The 21931-nt window shown below is 55.2% G+C and carries 20 protein-coding genes and 1 pseudogene; 10 read left to right on the forward strand and 11 right to left on the reverse strand.

The genetic code is table 11. The features are described from left to right. Positions 1 to 7: 7 nt before the first annotated feature. Together ctaD and coxB are read right to left on the reverse strand one after the other, a co-directional pair. Positions 8 to 1590 (reverse strand): annotated as a pseudogene (ctaD, locus tag BCA33_RS07040) (cytochrome c oxidase subunit I). Positions 1591 to 1647: 57 nt separating this feature from the next. After that, a complete protein-coding gene (coxB, locus tag BCA33_RS07045) occupies positions 1648 to 2772 on the reverse strand; it encodes a cytochrome c oxidase subunit II (protein ID WP_071264536.1) in 1125 nt (374 codons plus the stop codon). A 205-nt stretch (positions 2773 to 2977) separates the two neighbouring features. On the opposite strand from coxB, the gene BCA33_RS07050 reads away from it, so the two are divergent. The 8 genes from BCA33_RS07050 (at position 2978) to BCA33_RS07085 (ending at position 11263) form a co-directional block, all read left to right on the forward strand. Then, on the forward strand, positions 2978 to 4306 hold the full coding sequence (locus tag BCA33_RS07050) for an MATE family efflux transporter (RefSeq protein WP_071264538.1): 1329 nt from the start codon (positions 2978 to 2980) through the stop codon (positions 4304 to 4306). 199 nt (positions 4307 to 4505) lie between these two features. Then, entirely contained in the window at positions 4506 to 5156 is a 651-nt protein-coding gene (locus tag BCA33_RS07055; RefSeq protein ID WP_071264540.1) for a hypothetical protein, read from the forward strand. Between the two features lie 45 nt (positions 5157 to 5201). Next, on the forward strand, positions 5202 to 5867 hold the full coding sequence (locus tag BCA33_RS07060; protein WP_071264542.1) for a methylamine utilization protein: 666 nt from the start codon (positions 5202 to 5204) through the stop codon (positions 5865 to 5867). Continuing rightward, positions 5867 to 8224, forward strand: a complete 2358-nt coding sequence (locus BCA33_RS07065) for a bifunctional diguanylate cyclase/phosphodiesterase (protein WP_071264544.1) — start codon at positions 5867 to 5869, stop codon at positions 8222 to 8224. The genes BCA33_RS07060 and BCA33_RS07065 overlap by 1 nt, the downstream gene beginning before the upstream one ends. Further along, positions 8221 to 9120, forward strand: a complete 900-nt coding sequence (locus BCA33_RS07070; protein ID WP_071264546.1) for a DUF3034 family protein — start codon at positions 8221 to 8223, stop codon at positions 9118 to 9120. The genes BCA33_RS07065 and BCA33_RS07070 overlap by 4 nt, the downstream gene beginning before the upstream one ends. Before the next feature lie 2 nt (positions 9121 to 9122). After that, on the forward strand, positions 9123 to 9572 hold the full coding sequence (locus tag BCA33_RS07075) for a group 1 truncated hemoglobin (RefSeq protein ID WP_071264548.1): 450 nt from the start codon (positions 9123 to 9125) through the stop codon (positions 9570 to 9572). A gap of 21 nt (positions 9573 to 9593) precedes the next feature. Beyond that, the gene (locus BCA33_RS07080; protein ID WP_071264550.1) at positions 9594 to 9824 is read left to right on the forward strand and encodes a DUF1653 domain-containing protein; all 231 of its coding nucleotides are present in this window, start codon (positions 9594 to 9596) and stop codon (positions 9822 to 9824) included. Positions 9825 to 9940: 116 nt separating this feature from the next. Beyond that, complete coding sequence (locus BCA33_RS07085; RefSeq protein WP_071264552.1) at positions 9941 to 11263, forward strand: Na+/H+ antiporter family protein; 1323 nt, start codon at positions 9941 to 9943, stop codon at positions 11261 to 11263. Positions 11264 to 11717: 454 nt separating this feature from the next. Here BCA33_RS07085 and BCA33_RS07090 read toward each other — a convergent pair whose 3' ends face one another. Further along, positions 11718 to 11969 carry a YheV family putative zinc ribbon protein gene (locus BCA33_RS07090; RefSeq protein ID WP_071264609.1) on the reverse strand — a complete coding sequence of 84 codons (252 nt, stop codon included), beginning with the start codon at positions 11967 to 11969 and terminating at the stop codon, positions 11718 to 11720. Positions 11970 to 12025: 56 nt separating this feature from the next. After that, complete coding sequence (gene prlC / locus BCA33_RS07095; RefSeq protein ID WP_071264554.1) at positions 12026 to 14071, reverse strand: oligopeptidase A; 2046 nt, start codon at positions 14069 to 14071, stop codon at positions 12026 to 12028. 111 nt (positions 14072 to 14182) lie between these two features. Here prlC and BCA33_RS07100 point away from each other — a divergent pair, with 111 nt between their 5' ends. Further along, a complete protein-coding gene (locus BCA33_RS07100; RefSeq protein WP_071264556.1) occupies positions 14183 to 14725 on the forward strand; it encodes a gamma carbonic anhydrase family protein in 543 nt (180 codons plus the stop codon). A gap of 22 nt (positions 14726 to 14747) precedes the next feature. Here the strand turns inward: BCA33_RS07100 and BCA33_RS07105 are convergent, their stop codons facing one another. From BCA33_RS07105 to BCA33_RS07135, 7 genes are all read right to left on the reverse strand, one after another. Beyond that, entirely contained in the window at positions 14748 to 15581 is an 834-nt protein-coding gene (locus tag BCA33_RS07105) for a flagellar motor protein MotB (RefSeq protein WP_071264558.1), read from the reverse strand. A gap of 4 nt (positions 15582 to 15585) precedes the next feature. Then, the gene (locus BCA33_RS07110; protein ID WP_139172926.1) at positions 15586 to 16362 is read right to left on the reverse strand and encodes a motility protein A; all 777 of its coding nucleotides are present in this window, start codon (positions 16360 to 16362) and stop codon (positions 15586 to 15588) included. Positions 16363 to 16425: 63 nt separating this feature from the next. Next, positions 16426 to 17253 carry a shikimate dehydrogenase gene (gene aroE, locus BCA33_RS07115; protein WP_071264559.1) on the reverse strand — a complete coding sequence of 276 codons (828 nt, stop codon included), beginning with the start codon at positions 17251 to 17253 and terminating at the stop codon, positions 16426 to 16428. A 12-nt stretch (positions 17254 to 17265) separates the two neighbouring features. Continuing rightward, complete coding sequence (gene hemF / locus BCA33_RS07120) at positions 17266 to 18192, reverse strand: oxygen-dependent coproporphyrinogen oxidase (protein ID WP_071264561.1); 927 nt, start codon at positions 18190 to 18192, stop codon at positions 17266 to 17268. A gap of 8 nt (positions 18193 to 18200) precedes the next feature. After that, entirely contained in the window at positions 18201 to 18773 is a 573-nt protein-coding gene (locus BCA33_RS07125) for an L-threonylcarbamoyladenylate synthase (RefSeq protein WP_071264563.1), read from the reverse strand. 44 nt (positions 18774 to 18817) lie between these two features. Next, on the reverse strand, positions 18818 to 19897 hold the full coding sequence (dprA, locus tag BCA33_RS07130) for a DNA-processing protein DprA (RefSeq protein WP_175469721.1): 1080 nt from the start codon (positions 19895 to 19897) through the stop codon (positions 18818 to 18820). A gap of 142 nt (positions 19898 to 20039) precedes the next feature. Beyond that, entirely contained in the window at positions 20040 to 21059 is a 1020-nt protein-coding gene (locus BCA33_RS07135) for a LysM peptidoglycan-binding domain-containing protein (RefSeq protein WP_071264567.1), read from the reverse strand. A 344-nt stretch (positions 21060 to 21403) separates the two neighbouring features. Between BCA33_RS07135 and def the strand changes: the two genes are divergently transcribed. Next, on the forward strand, positions 21404 to 21910 hold the full coding sequence (gene def, locus BCA33_RS07140) for a peptide deformylase (protein WP_175469723.1): 507 nt from the start codon (positions 21404 to 21406) through the stop codon (positions 21908 to 21910). Positions 21911 to 21931: the final 21 nt, after the last annotated feature.

Here is a 21931-nt window from a genome sequence, read left to right on the forward strand (position 1 = left end):
CGGCCTCCTATTTCACTTCTGGGGGAGTGGAAAAGGTGTGGTAGGGCGCCGGTGAGGGTATTTCCCACTCAAGCCTTCTGCACCGTCCCAAGGATTGGCAGGTGCTTTTTCACCACCTCTGGCACACTTCACAACAATCAGGAGAAACAGCAGCTGGGTGGAGCCGAACATAAAGGCGCCCACGCTCGACACCATATTGAAATCAGCAAACTGCAGCGCATAATCCGGAATCCGGCGCGGCATCCCGGCAAGGCCAAGGAAGTGCATCGGGAAGAACGCCAGGTTCATGCCGATAAACGACAGCCAGAAATGGGTTTTGGCCAGGGTTTCGTCATACATGTGGCCGGTCCACTTGGGCAGCCAGAAGTATGCCGAAGCAAAGATGCCGAATATAGCGCCGGGCACCAGTACGTAATGGAAGTGAGCAACCACAAAGTAGGTGTCATGGTACTGAAAGTCTGCCGGAGCAATTGCCAGCATAAGACCGGAGAAGCCGCCGATGGAAAACAAAATTACAAAGGCAATGGCAAACAGCATGGGTGCTTCGAAGGTGAGCGAGCCCCGGAACATGGTGGCCACCCAGTTGAACACTTTCACACCTGTTGGCACGGCAATCAGCAAGGTGGCGTACATGAAGAACAATTGTCCGGCCACGGGTACGCCTACGGTGAACATGTGGTGCGCCCATACCAAGAACGACAGCAACGCAATAGCCCCCACCGCATATACCATCGAGGCATAACCAAACAGCCGCTTACGGGAAAATGCCGGAATGATATGCGATATAGCCCCGAACGCCGGCAAGATCATGATGTACACCTCGGGATGCCCGAAGAACCAGAAAACGTGCTGGAACAGAACCGGGTCACCGCCGCCAGCAGCGTTGAAAAAGCTGGTGCCGAAGTTAATATCCATCAACATCATGGTTACCACACCCGCCAGCACTGGCATTACAGCGATCAACAGAAACGCCGTGATTAACCAGGTCCATACAAACATGGGCATTTTCATCAGCGTCATACCCGGGGCCCGCATATTCAGCACCGTGGCGATTACGTTGATCGCGCCCATGATTGATGACACACCCATGATGTGGATGGCAAAAATAAAGAAGGTCGTGCTCGGTGGCCCGTAGGTAGTGGACAGAGGCGCATAGAAGGTCCAGCCGAAGTTGGGCGCACCGCCTTCCATAAACAAGGTAGAAACCAGAATGAGAAAAGCACAGGGCAGCAGCCAGAAGCTCCAGTTATTCATTCGTGGCAAGGCCATGTCCGGCGCGCCGATCATCAACGGGATCATCCAGTTTGCCAAGCCAACGAACGCCGGCATAACAGCACCGAAGACCATGATCAGGCCGTGCATGGTGGTCATCTGGTTAAAAAATTCGGGCTGAACAATTTGTAGTCCCGGCTGGAACAGTTCTGCCCGAATTACCATCGCCATGGTCCCCCCCAGGAGGAACATAGTGAAGCTGAATATCAGGTACATTGTCCCGATATCTTTATGGTTGGTCGTCAACAGCCAACGGCTAATGCCGCTGGCTGGGCCGTGATGATGATCCTGTGCGTGGGTATCTGCAACCGCACTCATTAAAACCCCCGTTACCGCCAATTATTGTGGCTGGTGATCGCTGTTATTTGGCGTGGATTACTGTTGATTCTTGTAATCGAAGATTTCTTTTGGCGTGACCATGTCACCCACCTTATTACCCCAAGCGTTCCGCTCGTAGGTAATGATGGCGGCTAGATCGGCTTCATTCAGCTGACCACCAAAAGCCTGCATCGCCGTACCGGATTTACCGTTCACCACAATATCGATGTGTGCGGCCATTTCACCGGTCGCAATGGCGCCTCCCTTCAGTGCTGGGAATGCGGGTGGCGCGCCGCTGCCATCTGCCTGGTGACAGGCCGCACAGTTAAGGGCGTAGGCTTTTTCGCCGCGCGCCATCAGCTCTTCCATGGTCCAGTCTTTCTCGGTGAGCTCACGCTCTTTTTCAGCTGCCGCTTTCTGGTCGGCAACCCACGTGTTGTATTCCTCTTCCGGCACCGCCTTTACAACCACTGGCATAAAGCCGTGGTTCTTGCCGCACAGTTCAGTGCACTGGCCACGATACGTGCCCGGCACGTCTACGCGGGTCCAGGCTTCATTGATAAAACCGGGGATGGCGTCTTTTTTAACGCCAAAATCTGGCACCCACCAGGAATGGATAACGTCGTTTGCCGTCAACAGAAAGCGAACCTTCTTGCCCACTGGAATCACCATGGGGTTATCCACTTCCAGCAGATAGTTCTCGCCTTTGGTCTGCCGGTTACTGATCTGGTCAGCAGGCGTTGTGAGGTTGGAAAAATAGCCGAAATCTTCGTTGATATACTCGTACTGCCACTTCCACTGGTAACCGGTCACCTTAATATCTATGTCCGACTCTGTGGTGTCGTACATATCAACCAGCGTTGCGGTAGCAGGAATCGCCATAATGACGAGAATGACAAGTGGTATAAGCGTCCAGAGAACCTCAACCAGAGTATTCTCGTGGAAGTTCGCAGGTTTTGCGCCCTGGGATTTTCGATGGGCGAAGATAGACCAGAACATAATCCCGAACACAACGACGCCTATGGCAACGCAGATCCAGAAAATGGTCATGTGAAGGTCGAATATATCGTTACTGGTACCGGTCACCCCGGGGGTCATGTTTACCGTCCAGTCCGCAAAGGACAGAGCCGGAAACGACAGACCACCTAACAGGGCACCTGCCCGCTGAGCGTGCACGCGCATACTGTGTCTCCACAGAGTGTTATTCTTGTCGGATTTTGCGTAATCCCTCTGTCCTCAGCCGACGCTCGCATTCGCCGGAAAAGTTCAGAGTGAAAGCCTGCTTATGAATACATCACCGTGCATTATAGACACAGATCAAGAAAATACGAAAAAACCGGTTAAACCCAAAATGACTAAACAATACTATTTAAGAAGAAAATAGAATATGGCACTCAAGCTTTCCGTGACAGACAAGCGTTTATGGGCTCTGGCGTGGCCGCTGATGCTCACCAATCTCACGGTTCCATTACTGGGGCTGGTAGATACAGCGGTACTTGGGCACCTGGAAAGCCCAGTGTATCTTGGTGCAGTGGCGGTTGGCGCCAATCTGTTCAGTATTCTGTACTGGACATTCGGCTTTATGCGCATGGGCACAACCGGGCTCGCCGCCCAAGCCTGGGGCAAGCGCGACAGTTTTAGCCAGGTGGCACTGTTGCTACGTTCAATGATGCTGGCGGTGGGTATCGGCCTGCTGCTCATTCTGTGCCATCAGCCTCTGATAAAAACCGGGCTGGCGCTGATGAACTCAAGTGCAGGCGTTACCGAACTTGCTGCCGAGTATGCAGCCATAAGAATCTGGAGTGCGCCGGCGGTGCTGTGCCAATACACGCTTGTCGGCTGGCTGATTGGTACCCAGTACGCTCGCGGCCCGATGATCATGCTGATTGTAGCCAACGGTTTGAATATCGTGCTGGATGTGCTGTTTGTGACAGTACTCGGCTGGAACAGCCAAGGCGTGGCCATTGCCACCGTCATCGCGGAGTACGGGGCGGCCAGCATCGGTTTTGTTATCGTGCTAAAACGCATGCCCGATGGACAAAGGCTCACTCGCGAACTGTTCGGAACCCTTGCGGATTATTTGGCCATTCTGCAGGTAAACCGCTACATCATGGTTCGCACCATAGCCTTGCTACTGGTGCTGGCGTTTTTCACGGCCCAGGGGGCCCGCCAGGGCGATACCATACTGGCGGCCAACGCGGTGCTGATCACCTTTCTGCTTCTGATCTCCAATGCCCTGGACGGTTTTGCCAACGCCGCCGAAGCGCTGATTGGTGAGTCTGTGGGCAAAGGCAGCAAGAGCCGCTTTCTTGTGGTGTTCCGCTGCGCGCTGCGCTGGTCCCTTTGGGGCTCGCTGTTATTGACCGTCCTGTTTGTTGTCGGTGGCCACGGCCTGATTGCTCTGCTGACTGGCATTGAAGAAGTGCGCATCACCGCTTGGCAATATTTGCCTTGGCTATGGCTGCTGCCGTTCGTGTCCGTATGGGGGTTTCTTTTCGACGGTGTGTTTATTGGTGCCACCCGTACCCGGGAGATGCAAAACACCATGCTATTTTCCACACTTGGGGTTTTTGCCCCGGTGTGGTGGCTAACCACAGGCTGGGGCAACCACGGGCTCTGGTTTTCTCTCATCTGCCTTATGCTCGCCCGCGCAGCAAGCATGGGTTGGCTGTGCTGGTCATACACACGCAACGACCAATGGTTCCGTGCTCGATAGCCCGAGGGCGATTGTTAACAATATCTGACAGTCCAGGAATCGCAGGCCAGCAAATCTCGTCTACACTTGTCAGAAATGATGGGCGTCATGCAGTGGTAAGCGGAAATATCCGGCTGCGGGTTAGTTGCCCGGTTACTTATCGCCCGTTACAGGAGGCGTCTTGCGACCTCAATTTATTCAGACACCGGCATGTCCTCAAATGACTCCACAGGCAGTCCTAGAGATCATTGACCACGCACGGCGTAAGGAGGCCCGCTCGGGTACCTTTCTGAAGCTTTTGCACAAGAAGGCTGCGGCGCTGCCCCCTGCTGTGACAATTGAGGGATTCCAGCCTGCCTCGTGTCTGTTCCAATTCGCCATTGAGTACATCGAAATGGCGCCGCGGCTTATAGAATGCGTGGATGCTTGTGCACGGGAAGCCGGCACGGCTCAGCTGTTTGATCCGTTTGTGAAGGCCGCCACCGGTTACTTCACCGAGCCGTCAGCACTGCTTGTGCGCTACGATGGCTTGGACGGCCTCCTGATACGCGCCTACCTTTGTCACCGCCTGATGGAAGAAATGCACGAAAATAATCACTCCATCAGAACCGGCGGACTTGTCGATATGGAAGCAACTCGTGCTAATCTGCTGGTTCACGAGCTGATTGGCGAGCCCTTCGCAAACGAACTGGACGATTCAATCACCGTCACCGTGCTGCAAATTGCCGGCACGCCGGATTATTACGAACTTAACCTCGACCCCTTCGTTAAACAGGTGAATAACGACGCTTGGAACTGGATGCGGCACTACTGGGAAAGCCTTCTGACCCGCAACCACATCCACTTCTCCCTTGGTTCCGGCTTGATATGATCCGGCCGAGGAGGGTTCTGCGTAATTGAAAGGTCCAAATTCAACATGAGAATACCAACGCTTTTTCTGCTGGCAGGTTGCCTGCTATCTACGCCTCTGATAGCTGAGCAGCTCACAGTGCGAGTGCTGCTCGCTGGCGGCGACAGTCCCGTGCCCGGAGCGGTGGTGTACCTGAACAATGGCAGCCACGCGACCCCCATACAGGCCGAGGTGGTGCAGAAAGATCGTATGTTTCATCCCCACGTACTGATTTTACCCGCAGGTTCTAGCGTTGACTTTCCTAACAGGGACAACACCCAGCATCATGTCTACTCGTTTTCACCAGCGAAACCCTTCAACCTTGAGCTTTATGCAGGCAAGCCCGAAGCTGCGGTCGTGTTCGACCAGCCAGGTATTGTCGAGCTCGGCTGCAATATTCACGACCACATGCAAGCGTTTATTGTGGTGGCAGACACTCGCGCCATCGGCCAAACCAATGAGCTAGGAGAAGTCACCCTTGCATTGGATTTCGGCACTGCCCCAGCACCCGACTCCCTCAGCCTGAATATCTGGCACCCTCGCCTGCCGGACAATACCCGACCATTAATCCGGGAAATAGATGGCGCTCACCAGGCCACCACTGCAACACAAATCATTAGGATTGAGCTCGACCCCGAGCCACGTCACGAAGGCCATTTGGATGATCTCCAAAATCGCTTCCGGGAGCTTTGATGGGTAGCACGGTGAACCGGATCGGGTTCCGCGGTCGTCTTGTTACGGCCATGATCGCCCTGGTCGCTCTGGTCAGCCTGCTGATAGGTGCACTGTTGATGGTGTACCTGTTCGAGGATGAAAAGCGCCGGGCTTTGGAGCAGCTCAGCATAGCCGAACGCCTGACCAACGAAGTCATCGAGCGCCGCACTGACCTGGAGCTTTCCCGGCTGAGCGTGATTGTGCGCGATTTCGGCTTCCGATCCGCCATCGCCAGCCGCGATCCGGCCACCCTCAGTAGCGCTCTGGAAAACCACAGTGAGCGCGTTGGGGCAGACTTTGCATTGTTACTGAACCGCCAGGGTAAGCTTCTCGCATCCACACTGCCCCGTTCTGTGCCCGACATTGGCCCTACGCAACTCGCCAACGCCCGTAAAAACGGGTCTGACCGCTCACTCCTGACCATCGATGAGCGTGGCTATGAAGTGCTGGTTATCCCGGTAGAGGCGCCCGGATTGCGGGCTTGGCTGGTAGCCGGGTTCGAGCTGGATCAGGAGCTGGCCAACATTATTGCCGGGCTCAGTGGCAGTTCCGTTATTTTCCGCACAAGCACAAACAATCCAGGCGGCTTCACCAGCTTTGCCGCATCGACGGATATCGACAGCGCCGTGGAGCCGGCGTTACTCAAATCGGCTGGTGGTCACAACTTTATAGAGAGCGCCCGCTACTTCACTCGCACGCTGAATCTCGGCGCATCCGGGCGAGACACCTTCGAGGCACTCCTGATGATCAGCCGGGAGGCGAGCTTGCAGAACTATTACAGTCGTGCTCTGGAAATAGCCCTGCTGGTCGCGGTGATTATGGCCCTTGCCGCAGTGCTGGCACTGCTCATCGCACGGCACCTGGGCCGGCCGGTGTTGCAGCTTGCCCAATACGCCCACGCAGTCGGGCAGGGGCTAAACCCACAGGCGCCTGACATTCGTACCGGCGGTGAACTCCGACAGCTTCGGGATACCCTGCGCGATACTCTGGCCCAGCTAACCCGGCGTGAAGCCGAAATCCGCTATGCCGCAACCCATGATGAAGTAACAGGACTGGGCAACCGTAACGCCCTGATGCACACGGCAAAGGAAAGCTTCAGGGCGGAGGAGCCTTGCAGCATGATTGGGCTACGTGTGAGCGACCTTTCTAACATCAACGACACCCTTGGTCTGGAGTTTGGCGACAAAATACTGCAGGTCCTCTCACAGCGGCTAAGTGACGAACTTCCAGATGCCAGCCTTATAGCACGAACCGGCGGTGGCGAGTTTCTGGCACTGATTCCGGAGCACAGCCTGAACGCGCTGGAGCAGCGGGCGCTGGCTTTGCATGCCAATGTCGAGTCACCCCTGAATATCGACAGTACGCCGTTTTCGCTACGCACGACCCTTATAACACTTCAGCTGCCCGCTGACGCCAACAATACCAACGAGTTAAGACGGCGTATAAACCTGACCTTCGAGCAAGCCTTGCAGCAGGGCTTAGCTATCGCACGCTACAAACCAGGGCAGGACGAGAGCCATTTACGCGAACTCAAGCTGGTTTCCGACCTCCACAGTGCTATCCGAAACGGTGGCCTGCACATGAACTATCAGCCTAAACTGGAAAGCCGCACCGGGAAGCTAACTCAGGTGGAAGCTTTAGTTCGCTGGATACATCCGGAGCTGGGCTTCATATCACCAGAAGAATTCATCTTCCTGGCGGAACAATCGGGGCAGATTCACGATCTTACAGATCATATCCTGCAACAAGTTGCCGCCGACGCCCGAGCCTGGTTCCGCGCTGGTCTGGATGCAGGCGTAGCGATCAACCTTTCCGCAATGGACCTTACTTGGCCGGGGCTGACAGAACGCATAGCACGCATTTTTGCAGGCTGGCACCACAACATGGATCGCATCACTCTGGAAGTAACAGAAAGCGCCCTGATGGAAGATCCGGAAGAAGCCATGGCCACACTGAACAGCTTGCGGGCCCTAGGCGTTACGCTTTCTGTTGATGACTTCGGCACCGGCTACTCCTCCCTGTCCCAGCTGCGTAAACTGCCGGTTCAGGAGCTCAAAATAGACAAATCCTTTGTGTTGGATCTCGATACCGAGCCGCAGGATCAGCTCATTGTAAAATCTACCATCGATATGGCTCACGGCCTCGGCCTGAAGGTAGTCGCAGAAGGTATCGAGAACCTGAAAACCTGGAAGCTACTGCAAGCCTGGGGTTGCAACGTAGGCCAGGGTTTCTATCTGAGTCGCCCGGTTTCTGCAGCGGATCTTGTCCAGACAGCAGCCACCATTACCGAGCGCCAGCAGGAGCTGGCGAGCATTACGCCGGAGCATTTGTCATGACGTTTTTTCTCAACAAGCTGCGGGCAAGGAAGTTCTTGCCTCTACTAACTCTGGGGCTTCTTGCCTCGCCCGTGGCTATGGCAGATGTGGGCAGCCGAATTTGGGCAACCGGTGGCGTGACCAGCATAGAAGGCAGCGCCGGCGGCGGACTCGTGCCCTGGGCGATGCTTGGCAGTTACGCCGACGACGAAGAATGGGGTGGCACCCTGGCCCTGAGCCGAGCCGAAGTGGACGACTACACGCTCGCCGTTGCCGGCGCCGGCTTGAACTGGAATAACCGGGTTGAGGTGACCGTCGCGCGCCAGACACTGGATCTCGACAGTTTGGTATTCGCCCTCAAAGACGGCTTTGGGCTGGAGCAGGATGAGCTCAATCAGGACATTTTCGGGTTGAAAGTACGACTGGCTGGCGATGTGCTATACAGCCCATGGGGGCAATGGTCTGCAGGCATACAGCACAAACGGCAGCGGGATTTCACTGTGCCCAACGCTATCGGAGCCCGGGATGACAGTGGCACAGATGTGTACGTGTCCGGCTCCAAAGTGTTTTTTGCCGCGGTTTTTGGCCGCAATTTGCTGGTGAACGCGACGGTGCGCGGCACTCGTGCCAACCAGGGCGGCCTGCTAGGTTTTGGCGGCGACCTGAATAACGGCTACGAGGTGATGGCGGAAGGCGGTGTCGGTGTGTTTATCAACCGACAATGGCTGCTGGGCGCCGAGTACCGGCAAAAACCGGACAACCTGAGTTTTGCACGGGAAGACGACTGGTGGGATGTGTTCATCGCCTGGGTACCCGATCGCCGGCTGGCTGTAACGGCGGCATTCGTTAATCTTGGCGATGTCGCCACCCTGAAAGATCAGCAGGGTGTTTATCTGTCGCTGCAGGGGAGTTTCTGATCATGGGGCTGAGCGCAAGCAAGACATACATCGCCGTGCTTTTGATCTTCGCAGGGCTTGTCTTGAGTGGCTGCCAAAGCCATCCCAGCGAGTCTGACAACAGCCTGTATCTGCAACTCGGAGAGCGATCCGGTATCGCCGATGTGGTAGAAGATCTGCTCTATTTGATTGTTGCTGACGAGCGCATTAACCATCAGTTCAAGGGCATAGATGTTGCGCAGTTCCATCGCCACCTTACCGACCAGCTATGTGAACTCAGTGGCGGCCCATGCACATATTCGGGGCGCGGAATGCGGGAGGCCCACTCAGCAATGGGTATCACCAACACCCAGTTTAACGCGCTGGCAGAAAACCTTATTCTAGCCATGGAGGCAAACCAGATACCCCCGGTGGCACAGAACCGACTGATCAAACAACTGCTGCCGCTGTACCCAGACATTCGCCACCTCTGAGAACATGGGACAAAGACCAGAATGACTGAAAAAAAGATTGATATCCGACCCGGGCGCTACCGACACTATAAGGGCAAAGATTACGAGGTAATCGACATTGCCCGGCACAGCGAGACTGATGAAAAATTAGTGGTTTACCGCTGTTTGTATGGCGATTACAGCCTGTGGGTGCGCCCTTTAAACATGTTCCGGGAAACCGTAAACGTGGCAGGTGAACAGGTCCCACGTTTTGCTCGTATTGATCGGGACTGACCGTTACACAAGTTCTTTGACTCAGCTGGCCAATTACTGCACATTACCGCGTTTTCATAATCCCAGCCTTCGCAAGAAGGCCGCCTAACCCACTAAGCTACTTCCGGAGTTTTCCCATGAATGCCGTTGTCGCCGCGGTGCTAATCATGCTCGTGCTGAGCTTGGCCCGCATCCACGTTGTTGTTGCTCTTATTGTAGGTGCCGTCTCTGGCGGCCTGATTGCCGGGCTATCCCTGGAAGCCACCATCGATGCGTTTAACAGTGGCCTTGGCGGCGGAGCTACCGTTGCCCTGTCGTACGCCACACTCGGCGCCTTCGCCGTTGCCATTGGCAAATCCGGCCTGGCCCACGCGCTGGCAGACAAAACCCTCGCCATGGTTGGCCAGCAGGACAACAGCGCTGCGGCTAAAAGCGTGCGCTACATGATTATCGGCGTGCTGGTGCTGATTGCCCTGTCGTCACAGAATATCCTGCCCATTCACATCGCGTTCATTCCGCTGGTCGTGCCACCCATGCTCTACGTGATGGCCAAACTGAAAATGGATCGCCGCTTGGTCGCCTGTGCGCTCACCTTCGGTTTGATCACGCCCTACATGTTTCTGCCCATAGGCTTCGGCGGCATTTACCTTAACGAAATCCTGATGGCAAAAATCAGCGCCAACGGCGGCGAAACAGAAGGCCTGAGCGTTATGCACGCCATGGCGCTGCCAGCCTTGGGCATGCTCTGCGGCCTGCTGGTCGCCGTATTCTTCACCTACCGTGGCGACCGCGAATACGATCTGGAAGCCATTACCCGCACCGAGCGCGTAAATGTGTCTTACAGCCCGGGCACACTGATCATGGCCGTTGTCGCCATTGTCGTCGCCTTCGTGGTTCAACTCTGGCTGGGCTCGATGATTCTCGGTGCACTGGCAGGCTTCCTGCTGTTTAACCTCTCTGGCGTAGTAAAGTGGAAAGAGGCAGACGACCTGTTTACCGAAGGCATGAAAATGCTGGCCATGATCGGCTTCATCATGATCGCGGCCTCAGGTTTTGCGGAAGTGATGCGCGAAACCGGTGAAATCGCCACCCTGGTACAAAGCTCTGTAGACATTATCGGCAGCAACAAACCCATGGCCGCGTTGCTGATGCTGCTTGTTGGCCTGATGATCACCATGGGCATAGGCTCATCGTTCTCGACCATCCCCATCATCGCCGCCCTCTACGTGCCCCTGGCCCTGGAAATGGGCTTCAGCTCCCTCGCCATCGTAGCCCTGGTCGGCACCGCCGGCGCCCTGGGTGATGCAGGCTCCCCAGCGTCGGATTCCACCCTAGGCCCCACCGCCGGCCTGAACGTAGACGGCCAGCACAACCACATCTGGGATTCCGTGGTGCCCACGTTCTTGCACTACAACCTGCCATTGCTCGGCTTTGGGTGGTTGGCGGCTATGGTTCTCTGAGTTTGGAGTTGGCCTTCGTTACGTAGCCTGCTGGTTCTGAGGCTACGAGGTCACGGGGGTACTTTTCTTCTGGAAAAAAGCAACTCGCTGCGCTCAAACATCTTTTTTCCGCCAGAAAAGTACCCCCGCACCCTCTGAACACACGTTACAGATATCTTAGGGAAAAGATGGGGAGAGTAAGCGTTCTTGGCAAGGCTTTTACGACTCGCAACACTCAATTCCTGAAACCAAACCGTACTGAACGAACTGAACGAACTGAACGAACTGAACGAACTGAACTTCTTTATCTTTTAAACCAATCTATCTTCGCAGTAAGAACAAGAGGACGTGGGGGGATGTTTTTCTGCCGGGAAAAAAAATGTCTGAGCGCAGCGAGTTGTTTTTTCCCAGAAGAAAAATATACCGCCGCGGCCTCGTACCCTGCCAACCCAGCAGGCTACAATCCTTAAAATCTCTAGTCCTCACTCCCAGCCTTAAAAAACACCACCTGCTTAACCGTATGATCGTCTTCGTTATCACGCGTGTTAACCCGAGTCTCTAACTCAGGGTTGGCAGGCGCCTCCAAATCCGCGATGGCATCGGTAAAACCGCAAGCCACACACTCCCGAACCTGCTTATCGGCATCGTCGGTGAACATCATAATCTTGTCCATCTCCGCACAGCGGGGACAAACTGCACCGGCTATAAAACGTTTAGGGCTCGCCATAACGTAACTCCAGATTAAAACCCCGGTGGCCATAACGACCACCGGAGAGGGTTGGATCAGGCCGCGTCATCCGTGATACCCGTCTGCTTCAGCAGAGCATCCACCTGCGGCTCACGACCACGGAACGCCTTGAACAGCTCCATTGGCTCCTGTGACCCGCCTTTTTCCAGAATGTTCTGCAGGAATGCCCGGCCGGTTTCCGGGTCAAAAATGCCCTTTTCCTCAAACAGCGAGAAGGCATCCGCAGCCAGCACTTCCGCCCACTTGTAGCTGTAATAACCTGCAGCATAGCCGCCAGCGAAAATGTGGGAGAACGAGTTCGGGAAGCGATTGAACTCGGGGCCGTCCACCACCGCAATGTCTTCGCGCACTTTGCGGTGCATGTGCAGCGGGTTGGTGGGGGCCTCTTCAGTGAATTCTGCGTGCAGGCGGAAGTCGAACAGGGAGAACTCCAGCTGCCGAACCATGGCCATGCCGGACTGGAAGTTTTTGGCCGCCAGCAGCTTCTGCAACAGGTCTTCCGGTAACGGCTCACCGGTTTCATGGTGGCTGGCAATCAGCGCCAGAGACTCAGGGTTCCAGCACCAATTTTCCAGGAACTGGCTGGGCAGCTCTACCGCATCCCAAGCCACGCCGTTGATACCTGAAACTTCCATGACATCCACTTGGGTCAGCATGTGGTGCAGCCCGTGGCCAAACTCATGGAACAAGGTGGTGACTTCGTCGTGGGTGAGCAGCGACGGTTTGCCGTTGACCGGTGGCGTAAAGTTACAGGTGAGGAACGCTACCGGTAGCTGCAGCTTACCGCGCAGGTTGCGCCAGCGTACCCGGCAGTCTGCCATCCAGGCGCCACCACGCTTGCCTTGGCGGGCAAACAGATCAAAGTAGAACCAGGCGATTGGTTCGCCGTTGCGGCTGATGCAGTAAGCGGTGGCATCTTCGTGCCAGGTTTCCACGTCTGGTTTGGCTTCAATTTGCACATCGAACAGTTTTTCCGCCACCCGGAACAATCCAGGCACCACTTTATCCACCGGGAACCAGGGGCGGAGGGTTTCAGGGGAAATATCGTAACGCTCTTGGCGCAGTTTTTCGCTGTAGTAGCCTACATCCCAGGCCTTCAAATCCTCCAGCCCGTGCTGGTCTTTGGCGAATGCTTTGAGCTCAGCATACTCTTTCTCCGCGACCGGCTTGGATTTAGCCGCCAGTTCGTTAAGAAAACCCAATACTTCGTCGCTGTCCCGAGCCATTTTGGTGGCAAGGGAGCGCTCGGCGTAGTTGTTGAAGCCAAGTAGCTTGGCCTGCGCGTGCCGGCGCTTGAGGATTTCAGCCATAACCTGAGTGTTGTCCCAGGTGCCACCGTCTGGCCCCACATCGGAGGCGCGGGTAACAAACGCTTCGTAGACTTCGTGGCGTAGCTCGCGGTTGTCACAGTAGGTCATAACCGGGAAGAAGCTGGGGAAGTCCAGGGTAATCACGTAGCCATCGAGCTCTTTTTGGCTGGCAGCCTGTTTCGCGCCTTCGATAGCGGATTCGGGTATGCCAGCGAGCTCTTCCACATCGGTGATGTGCTTGAACCAATGCTGGGTGGCGTCCAGAACGTTGTCGCTAAAGCGGTTGGTGAGCTCCGATAGCTCGCGCGATAGGGCCGCATACTGCTTTTTCTGGTCGTCGGGAAGATCTACACCCCCAAGGTGGAAGTCTCGCAAGGTGTTATCTACGGATTTGCGCTGGGCTTCGCTCAGTTCGCTGAAATCATCCCGGGCCGCAAGCTTTTTGTAGGCTTCGCACAGGGCGGCGTTCTGGCTCAGTTCGGTGCTGTATTCAGTGAGCTTTTCCAGGCAGTTTTTGTAGACTTTGCGCAGGTCGTCGTTGTTCATAACGCCATTGAGGTGCGAAATGACGGACCAGGCGTTGCTGAGCTTATCCTCAAGCGATTGCATGGGCTGGGCCAGGGTGTCCCAATCCGGGTCTTCGTTCTGAGCCAGGCTGGCGATTTTCACACGGTTTTCGCTGAGAATCTGGTCAATCGCCGTTTCCATGTGCTCGGTGCGCACATGTTCGAATTTTGGCAGCAAGTCATCAGTCAGTAATGGGTTATTCATGGATCCCCTTCTCAGCAATGAGTTGGTAAAGTAGCGTGACACGAGTAACGCTTAGCTATTGGGCCCCGGGAATGGAGTTCGGGGAATAGTTTCATCTAATGAGTATATGTAATGACGAATGTACGCTCTCACAAGGGTACCACGCCAGATTTAGGAGATCGCACTCTAGTGGATCCCAGCGCTGTGGTAATTGGTGATGTCAAAACCGGCGAAGATTGTTCCATCTGGCCAATGACGGTGGTGCGTGGTGACATGCACAAAATTCGCATCGGTGACCGCTGCAGTATTCAGGATGGATCGGTGCTTCATATCACCCATGCCAGCGATTATAACCCGGGTGGCTATCCCCTTATTATTGGAGACGATGTGACCGTTGGGCATAAGGCTTTGTTACATGGCTGCACGGTTGGCAGCCGGGTGTTAGTGGGTATGGGCTGTATTATTATGGATGGCGCGGTGGTGGAGGATGAGGTGATCGTTGCGGCGGGTTGTCTTGTGCCGCCGGGGAAAATCCTGGAATCCGGGCATCTTTATGTGGGCTCGCCCTGCAAGAAGGCACGGCGTTTAACGGACAACGAACGTACGTTTTTCAAGTATACGGCGGCTAACTACGTCAAGCTCAAAGACGAATATCTGGTTGATCAGAGCCGTTAAAGCAGGGAATGGTACAGACGATTCAGGGCAGGATTTCCACAGGCAAATCTCCCGTTGAAACCGCGTCATCGCATTCTGGATCGCGAATGGCAATTTCTACCCGCCGGTTCAGTGCTCGGTTTTCGGGGGTGTCGTTTGGGGCAAGGGCGTTGGTTTCCGCACGGCCGGCAGCCACGACTCGCTCTGCGGGTACCTGTTGGGTCATAACCAGTTCGTGCACCACGGATACGGCCCGGGCGGCGGACAGATCCCAATTAGAGCGGTATCGGCTGCTGGAGATGGGTTGGTTATCTGTGTAGCCAGAGACCAGCACGTCGCCGGTGCAGCCAGCTAACACGCCCACTACCCGCTCAATAATGGGGATCATTTCCGGTTTTATGGCTGCCTGGCCAGAACGGAAGGTGGCTTCTTCCGAGAATCGGATAACCACTTTGTTTTTGTCGTAATTGACACTCAAAGCCCCCGACGCCACTTCGTTCTCCAGTTCACCGATCATTCTGCTGGCCAGATCTATAACGCCGCCGGAAATAGCCGTAGACGCGGATTCCAGCGCTCGTTCATCAATGAATTCAGGCTCACTGGCCGTGGAATCCGTGGGCTCTGGCAGGGAGACTGTGTCTGACTCAACCAGAGTAATGGGCGAGCCTCCAATATTGTCGCCCAGTACGTTTTCAGAACCAAACGCGGCAGACATGGAGTTGGCCATAGCTTTGTATTTCTCAATATCCATTTCCGCAAACGACAACAGCAGAATAAAAAATGTCAGCAGCAACGTGGCAAGATCGGCAAAGGTAACGATCCACGCAGGTGTTTGGTTTTTCTGCCGGGGCTTGCGGGCTTTCTGGATAGTTTGCAAAACCTCAGGCCTCCCGCTCCGGCGCCAAACCCGTGCGCTGATCCGGTGTCACAAACGAGGAGAGCATTTCGGTCATTACCCGGGGGTTTTCACCACGCATGATGTTGCGTATGGATGTGATGATCAGAATCTGGTTGCGGCTTTCGTCTTCGCCTTTTAACTGGAGCTTGTCGGCCAGAGGAAGCGCAATCAGTTGGGCAATAAACGCGCCATAGAGTGTGGTTAGCAGGGCAACCGCCATGGCCGGGCCGATGGAGGAGGGGTCGTCCAGCGAGTTAAGCATTTGCACCAAACCCACCAGGGTACCTAACATCCCGATAGCCGGCGCAGACTCGCCAATGCCCCGGAATACTCGTTCCGCTACTTCATTGCGTTCGGCCATTTGCTGGGATTCCTGAGCCAGTGCCTCTTCAACCAGTTCAGGCGGGTGGCCATCTACACACAGGTTAATGGCTTTTTGCAGGAATTCATTGCCGGTCTGGTGGTTTTCCAGGCCCAGAATGCCCTCTTTGCGCACCACCATGGCAAGCACGCCTGCCTCGCGGATCAGCTCCGTGGGTCGTTCGACTTTATCCGTAAACGCGGCACTCATAGCCAGACGGAAAGCGCTCATCACAGAGGACATTCGGAATTTTATAAGCGTTACCGCGAAGGTGCCGCCAATAACTATGGCCAAACCCGGGAGATTGAGAAAGGTGAGAAGTGAGGCGTTTGCCAACATCGCCAACAGCACAATCAAAATACCGGCGACAAGCCTACGAGGGTCAGAATGTCCATGCATAGCCCTTACGGATAGCTCTTACGGATTGTTGTATCTGGGACTGGCCCGGTGCGGTGCGCGCGCTCAATCGTTACGCAACGCATCAATGACCCGCGCTGTGTCCGGTTGCACGCCCCGCCACACAAGAAACGATTCGGCGGCCTGCTCAATCAGCATACCCAAGCCATCGAATACACGGACGGCGCCATTGTCCAGAGCCCACTGATTAAACGTGGTTGTCTGTAAAGAATACATCATGTCGTAAACAACTGTGCCGGCCGCGATCACATTTGTGCAAAGGGGTGGCAAGTCTCCCAGCAAGCTGGCACTGGTGCCATTTATGATGATATCAAAGGGCTGATCTGGTGTTTCAAACCCGCAGGCGTTCAGACGTGTCACGTCTGCCTCATCTGCAAACAGTGTAGCCAGTGCTTCGGCTTTGGCCACTGTGCGGTTTGCGATAGTCAGGCAAGCAGGCTGCTGCTCAAGCAAAGGGCCCAGAACGCCACGCACAGCCCCCCCGGCCCCCAGGATCAGTATCCGTGCACCTTTAAGCTGAACGCCATGATTGATCGTGAGGTCCCGCACCAGCCCCTGACCATCGGTATTGTCGGCCACCAGTTGGCCCTCACGGTTCTGGTACAGCGTATTGGCGGCACCCGCCTTTTCAGCTCTGGTCTCCCGGAGATCCGCCAGCGCCCAGGCCTGCTCCTTGAAGGGAACCGTTATGTTCAAGCCTTTGCCACCACTGTCAAAAAACTGATGAACCGTTGCCGCAAAGCCATCCAGGGGCGCCTGAATCGCTGTGTACTCCACGGGCTCGCCGGTATGCTTGGCAAACAGGCTGTGGATTCTCGGCGATTTGCTGTGGTTTATCGGGTGGCCCACCACCGCATAAAGCTCGTTGCTCATAGCTTACCTCGTTTACTGCGTGTCGCCGGCTAGCCAGTCGCGGCCGGTGAGGAAGTGCTCCGTTAGGCGAGCTTCTTCGCTACCGGCCTCCGGTACGCGGCTGTAATCCCAGCGCACCAACGGCGGCAGCGACATCAGTATGGATTCTGTGCGCCCACCGGACTGCAGGCCAAACAAGGTGCCACGGTCGTACACCAGGTTAAACTCTACATAGCGGCCGCGCCGGTAAAGCTGGAAATTCCGCTCGCGCTCGCCGTAAGCGTGGTCCATTCGGCGCTGCACAAGGGGTTCATAAGCTTCAATATAGCTGTTACCCACGGATTTCATCAGCCCGAAATCCTGCTCAAAATCCCCGGTGTTGTGATCATCGAAAAAAAGCCCGCCAACACCCCGTGGTTCATCCCGGTGGCGCAGGTAAAAGTAATCGTCGCACCAGTCTTTGTAGCGGCGGTATGTGTCATTGCCAAAGGGCGCACAGGCATCCTTTGCCGTCTTGTGCCAGTGCACGCAATCTTCATCAAAGCCGTAGTAAGGGGTCAGATCATAACCACCCCCAAACCAGTAAACCGGTTCGCTATTTTTCGGCGTGGCGATAAAGAACCTTACATTGGCGTGCGAGGTGGGCACATAAGGGTTGTTTGGGTGAATTACCAGGGACACACCCATAGCCTGCCAGGGTGCACCTGCCAAGTGGGGGCGGTGCGCGGTAGCAGACGCTGGCATGGTCTCGCCCATTACATGGGAGAAATTAACACCGCCCTTTTCGAAAATGCGGCCATTGCTGATCACGCGGCTTACACCGCCGCCGCCCTCAGGGCGATCCCAGGCGTCACGAACAAGCTCTGCTCCGCCTTCCAGCGCTTCCAGGCGCTGGCATATGGTGTCTTGCAAGCCAAGCAGATACTGCTTAACCGCATTGCTATCCGGTTGCTGTGGCATGAATTCTCCTAACGAAGCTGTTTACCGCTGACAATATCAATAATGTGGCTGGGTTTCTGGTTACCGCCAAGAGCGCCCGGCACAATCTGGTCGAGCTGGCCATCAAAATACCCGCGAACCTGCTGTTCGTTAAGCGCTGGCTCCCGCCCGGCCGGGTTACAGGATGTAGAGACCAAAGGCATGCCAGCGCTTTCGCATAGGGCTTGGACCACCGGGTGCTCACTCACTCTGACCGCAATAGAGCTGTGGCTGCCTCGCACCCAATCAGGAACCTGTTTGTTCACATCCGGCAGCACACAGGTAACCGGGCCGGGCCAGTGGCTTAGAGCCGCCAGCTGAAGTGCCTGGGGTAGGGGGTCGAGCAAAAAGCGAACTTGCTCTACAGACGCCGCAACCAGAATCATGCCTTTTTCCATTGGCCGGTTCTTCAGTTCCAGAATGCGAGTGACTGCCTGCAGGTTCCAGGGGTCGCACCCCAAGCCCCAGACAGCCTCAGTAGGGTAGGCGATAACGCCGCCTTGCAGAATCGTGCTGCAGGCAAGCTGTAACTGCTGGTTGTTTAGAGGATTAAGCGCAGCCATGTATAGGGTGTCAGACCAATAGCAGAATGAATCATCACACTGGCTCAGGCGATTTTCTGGAAACCTCCGGGGGCGGAACTCACCAGTCCTTCAAGCTCGAGAAGCAGAAGCGACTGGACAAGCTGATCGGCCGGAAGCCCGGTTGCCGAACACAGTGCATCGGTTGACTGGGGATCATACCCTAATGCCTCAAACACCGCGATTTCCCGGCTATCCAGAGCATCTGTTGCGCGGACTGCGGGCCGCTCGGCCTTAGGCTCTGTGTCCCCGGGCTCCTGTGCGGTAAATCCAGCTGGAAGTGACCAGGACGCTCCCAGTTCCTCCAGAATATCATCCACCTGATCAACCAGGCGGGCACCCTGTTTGATTAAATCGTGACACCCACGCGCCACCGGGCTGTGAATCGATCCGGGAATCGCAAACACCTCGCGCCCCTGCTCCAACGCCATACGGGCGGTAATCAGCGAGCCACTTTTAAGGCCCGCTTCTACCACCAGAATGCCGCGGCTCAGGCCGCTGATAATACGGTTACGCTGGGGGAAATGTGCAGCTCTTGCAGGCGTACCTGGCGGATATTCGGAGATCATCAAGCCGTCCCCAATTACCCGCTCTCCCAGCCTGCGGTGCTGGTTTGGGTAAATACGGTCAAGCCCGCAGCCAATGACGGCAATGGTTGCGTAGCCGGCATCCAGTGCACCGGCATGGGCGGCACCATCCACACCCAGCGCAAGGCCGCTGGTTATCAGCAAGCCCCGCCTACTCAGCTCTGCCGCAAAGCGGCGAGCGTGATCAAGCCCTGCAGGTGTCGCATTGCGGCTGCCAATAACGCCGATCTGTTCGCGGCTCAAAAGACCCGAGTCGCCCCGGGCGTACAGCACCAATGGCGCATCGTGAATGTGGCGAAGAGCTTCCGGGTAATGGGGGTGTTGCCAGCTAACAAGTTCAATTTCGTGTCGCTCACAATTCAGCAGTATCTGCCGAACAGCCTGTATCACGGTGTTGGCTTCGTCTTGCTGTTGCCAGGCCAGAATTGCCGCCACAGTTTCTCCATGCAAGCCATGGGCTTTTAACGTTGCCGGGTTTCTGGTGAGAAGGTCTGTGAGGTTGGGAATGGTTGCAAGCATGGCTCGACGCCTTGTTCGTCCAAACTTGGGCAAACAGGTGAGAAACAGCCATTGGGCGGAACAAGAGGAAAACACAGCATCATCCTTGAAAACAATAAAGCCGGGCCTTCCTGGCCCGGCTTTTGACTAACCGGCTATGGGATCAGGGGTTAGTAACCTTATCGCCCACCGAGAGCGGGCGGGTTGCCTGAAGAATCAGGCCATAGCTCATCTTTTCATACACCTGGAATACCATAAGCAGGCCAGCTCGCTCGGAGGGCAGCTCAACGGTTTCTTTGGTTATGGGGTCGCGCACGAAGTTACCAGCTTTGAGAACCGCCATCACGTTGCCGGCTTTCAATCCCTCACGCTCACCACGGTTGATAGCCACCACATTGTACTGACCAATCTGGGTAACACCGCCATCCACAGCAATCATTTTGCCTTCGATCTCTTCGTCAGGAGAGCTTGGCATAAAGCTGGTAGTCAGGCGACGATCTTCATTCACCAACAAGCGGTCACCGATACGCACTTCTTCGCTAGAGCGTGTCAGGTCTACGGTCAACACATCGCCGTTCTCGGCAGAAACGTCACCACGGGCAATGCTGCGTGCTTCCAAACCAAGAAATTCGTCGGTATCCGGATCAATAAATTCCTTGCTGCGACGGAAAACACCCACCTTATCCGCAGGCTTCTTGCCACGGGCATAAACCCGGTCGCCGGCGCCAATAATAATACGGCTGTCCTCGCCTTCCAGAATATACGGTGCTTCATTGATCAGCTCAGGGCTGACAATGCGGGTATCCGTCAAAAAGCTGCTGATTGCATCGAGGGGGATTGCCGGAATCGGCGTATCGATCCGCTCGGAGCGCACCTTTGGTGACAGTTTCACAATACCGTTGTTGGACGCCACCTTGGTGATGCGGGGCTTGCCATCGATATAAACCAAAGCAAGACGATCGCCCGGGTAAATCAAATGGGGGTTAGATACCTGTGGGTTAACGTGCCAGATTTCCGGCCAGTACCACGGGTCATCCAGAAAACGCCCCGAAATGTCCCAAAGTGTATCACCCTTCACAACAGTGTAACGCTCAGGATGATCAGACCGCAGTTCTGGTGCGGCATGAGCCCAAGAGGTTAATAGCAGCGTAGTGGCTGCCAGAGCGTACAGCAGTTTCCTCATTGTCTAAGTCCTTGATCGCGTGCCTTGATTCTATGCATTCAGGTAAGGATGCAGCTATTTGACTGCAGCTTATTACGTTGTTATGCAAGTTACTATAGAAGAAGTCTCGCAAATTGTGATGTTATGTTTTGTTCTTCCAGTAAATTCTATGCCACTTTCGAAAGTTTTTAACTATTGCCTGATCAGTTTGTACTCAATCGACGAATTGTTGGATAATGTACCCAAAGAGGCGTAACGCTGCTTATATTAGTGCGAGCGGAACAATTTGCGCAGTACGCTGTCGCATTTCAGAGATCGCTTTCACGCAGTTACAAAAGACAACGTAAAAAGTCAGGCATGCAAGCATTATGATACTAGACATTCTGGAATACCCAGACCCCCGTCTGCGCACCATTGCCAAGCCGGTGGATGAGGTGACAGACGCCGACCGTACCTTAATCGACGATATGTTCGAGACCATGTACGATGCGCCCGGCATTGGCCTGGCGGCCACTCAGGTAAACGTCCACAAACAAATCATTGTGATGGACTTGTCTGATGACAACAGCGAACCAAGGGTGTTTATCAACCCTACGGTTGAGGTGCTGGACGGCGATCTTGAAGCCATGCAGGAAGGCTGCCTCTCCGTACCCGGCTTTTATGAAGACGTTGAACGAATAGAACACTGCATCATCCGGGCGAAGGATCAGAATGGACAGGCTTTCGAAATCGAAGCTCGTGGCCTTTTGGCGGTTTGTATCCAGCATGAGATGGATCACCTGAACGGTAAACTGTTTGTGGATTACCTAAGCAACCTCAAGCGCAACCGCATTCGCAAGAAGCTGGAAAAGCTTCAAAAGCAGAGCGCGTAAGCGTTGCCTGAAGGGCGCGAG

The organism is Marinobacter sp. AC-23, assembly GCF_001858325.1.
In the GTDB taxonomy this organism is placed as follows: Bacteria; Pseudomonadota; Gammaproteobacteria; order Pseudomonadales; family Oleiphilaceae; genus Marinobacter.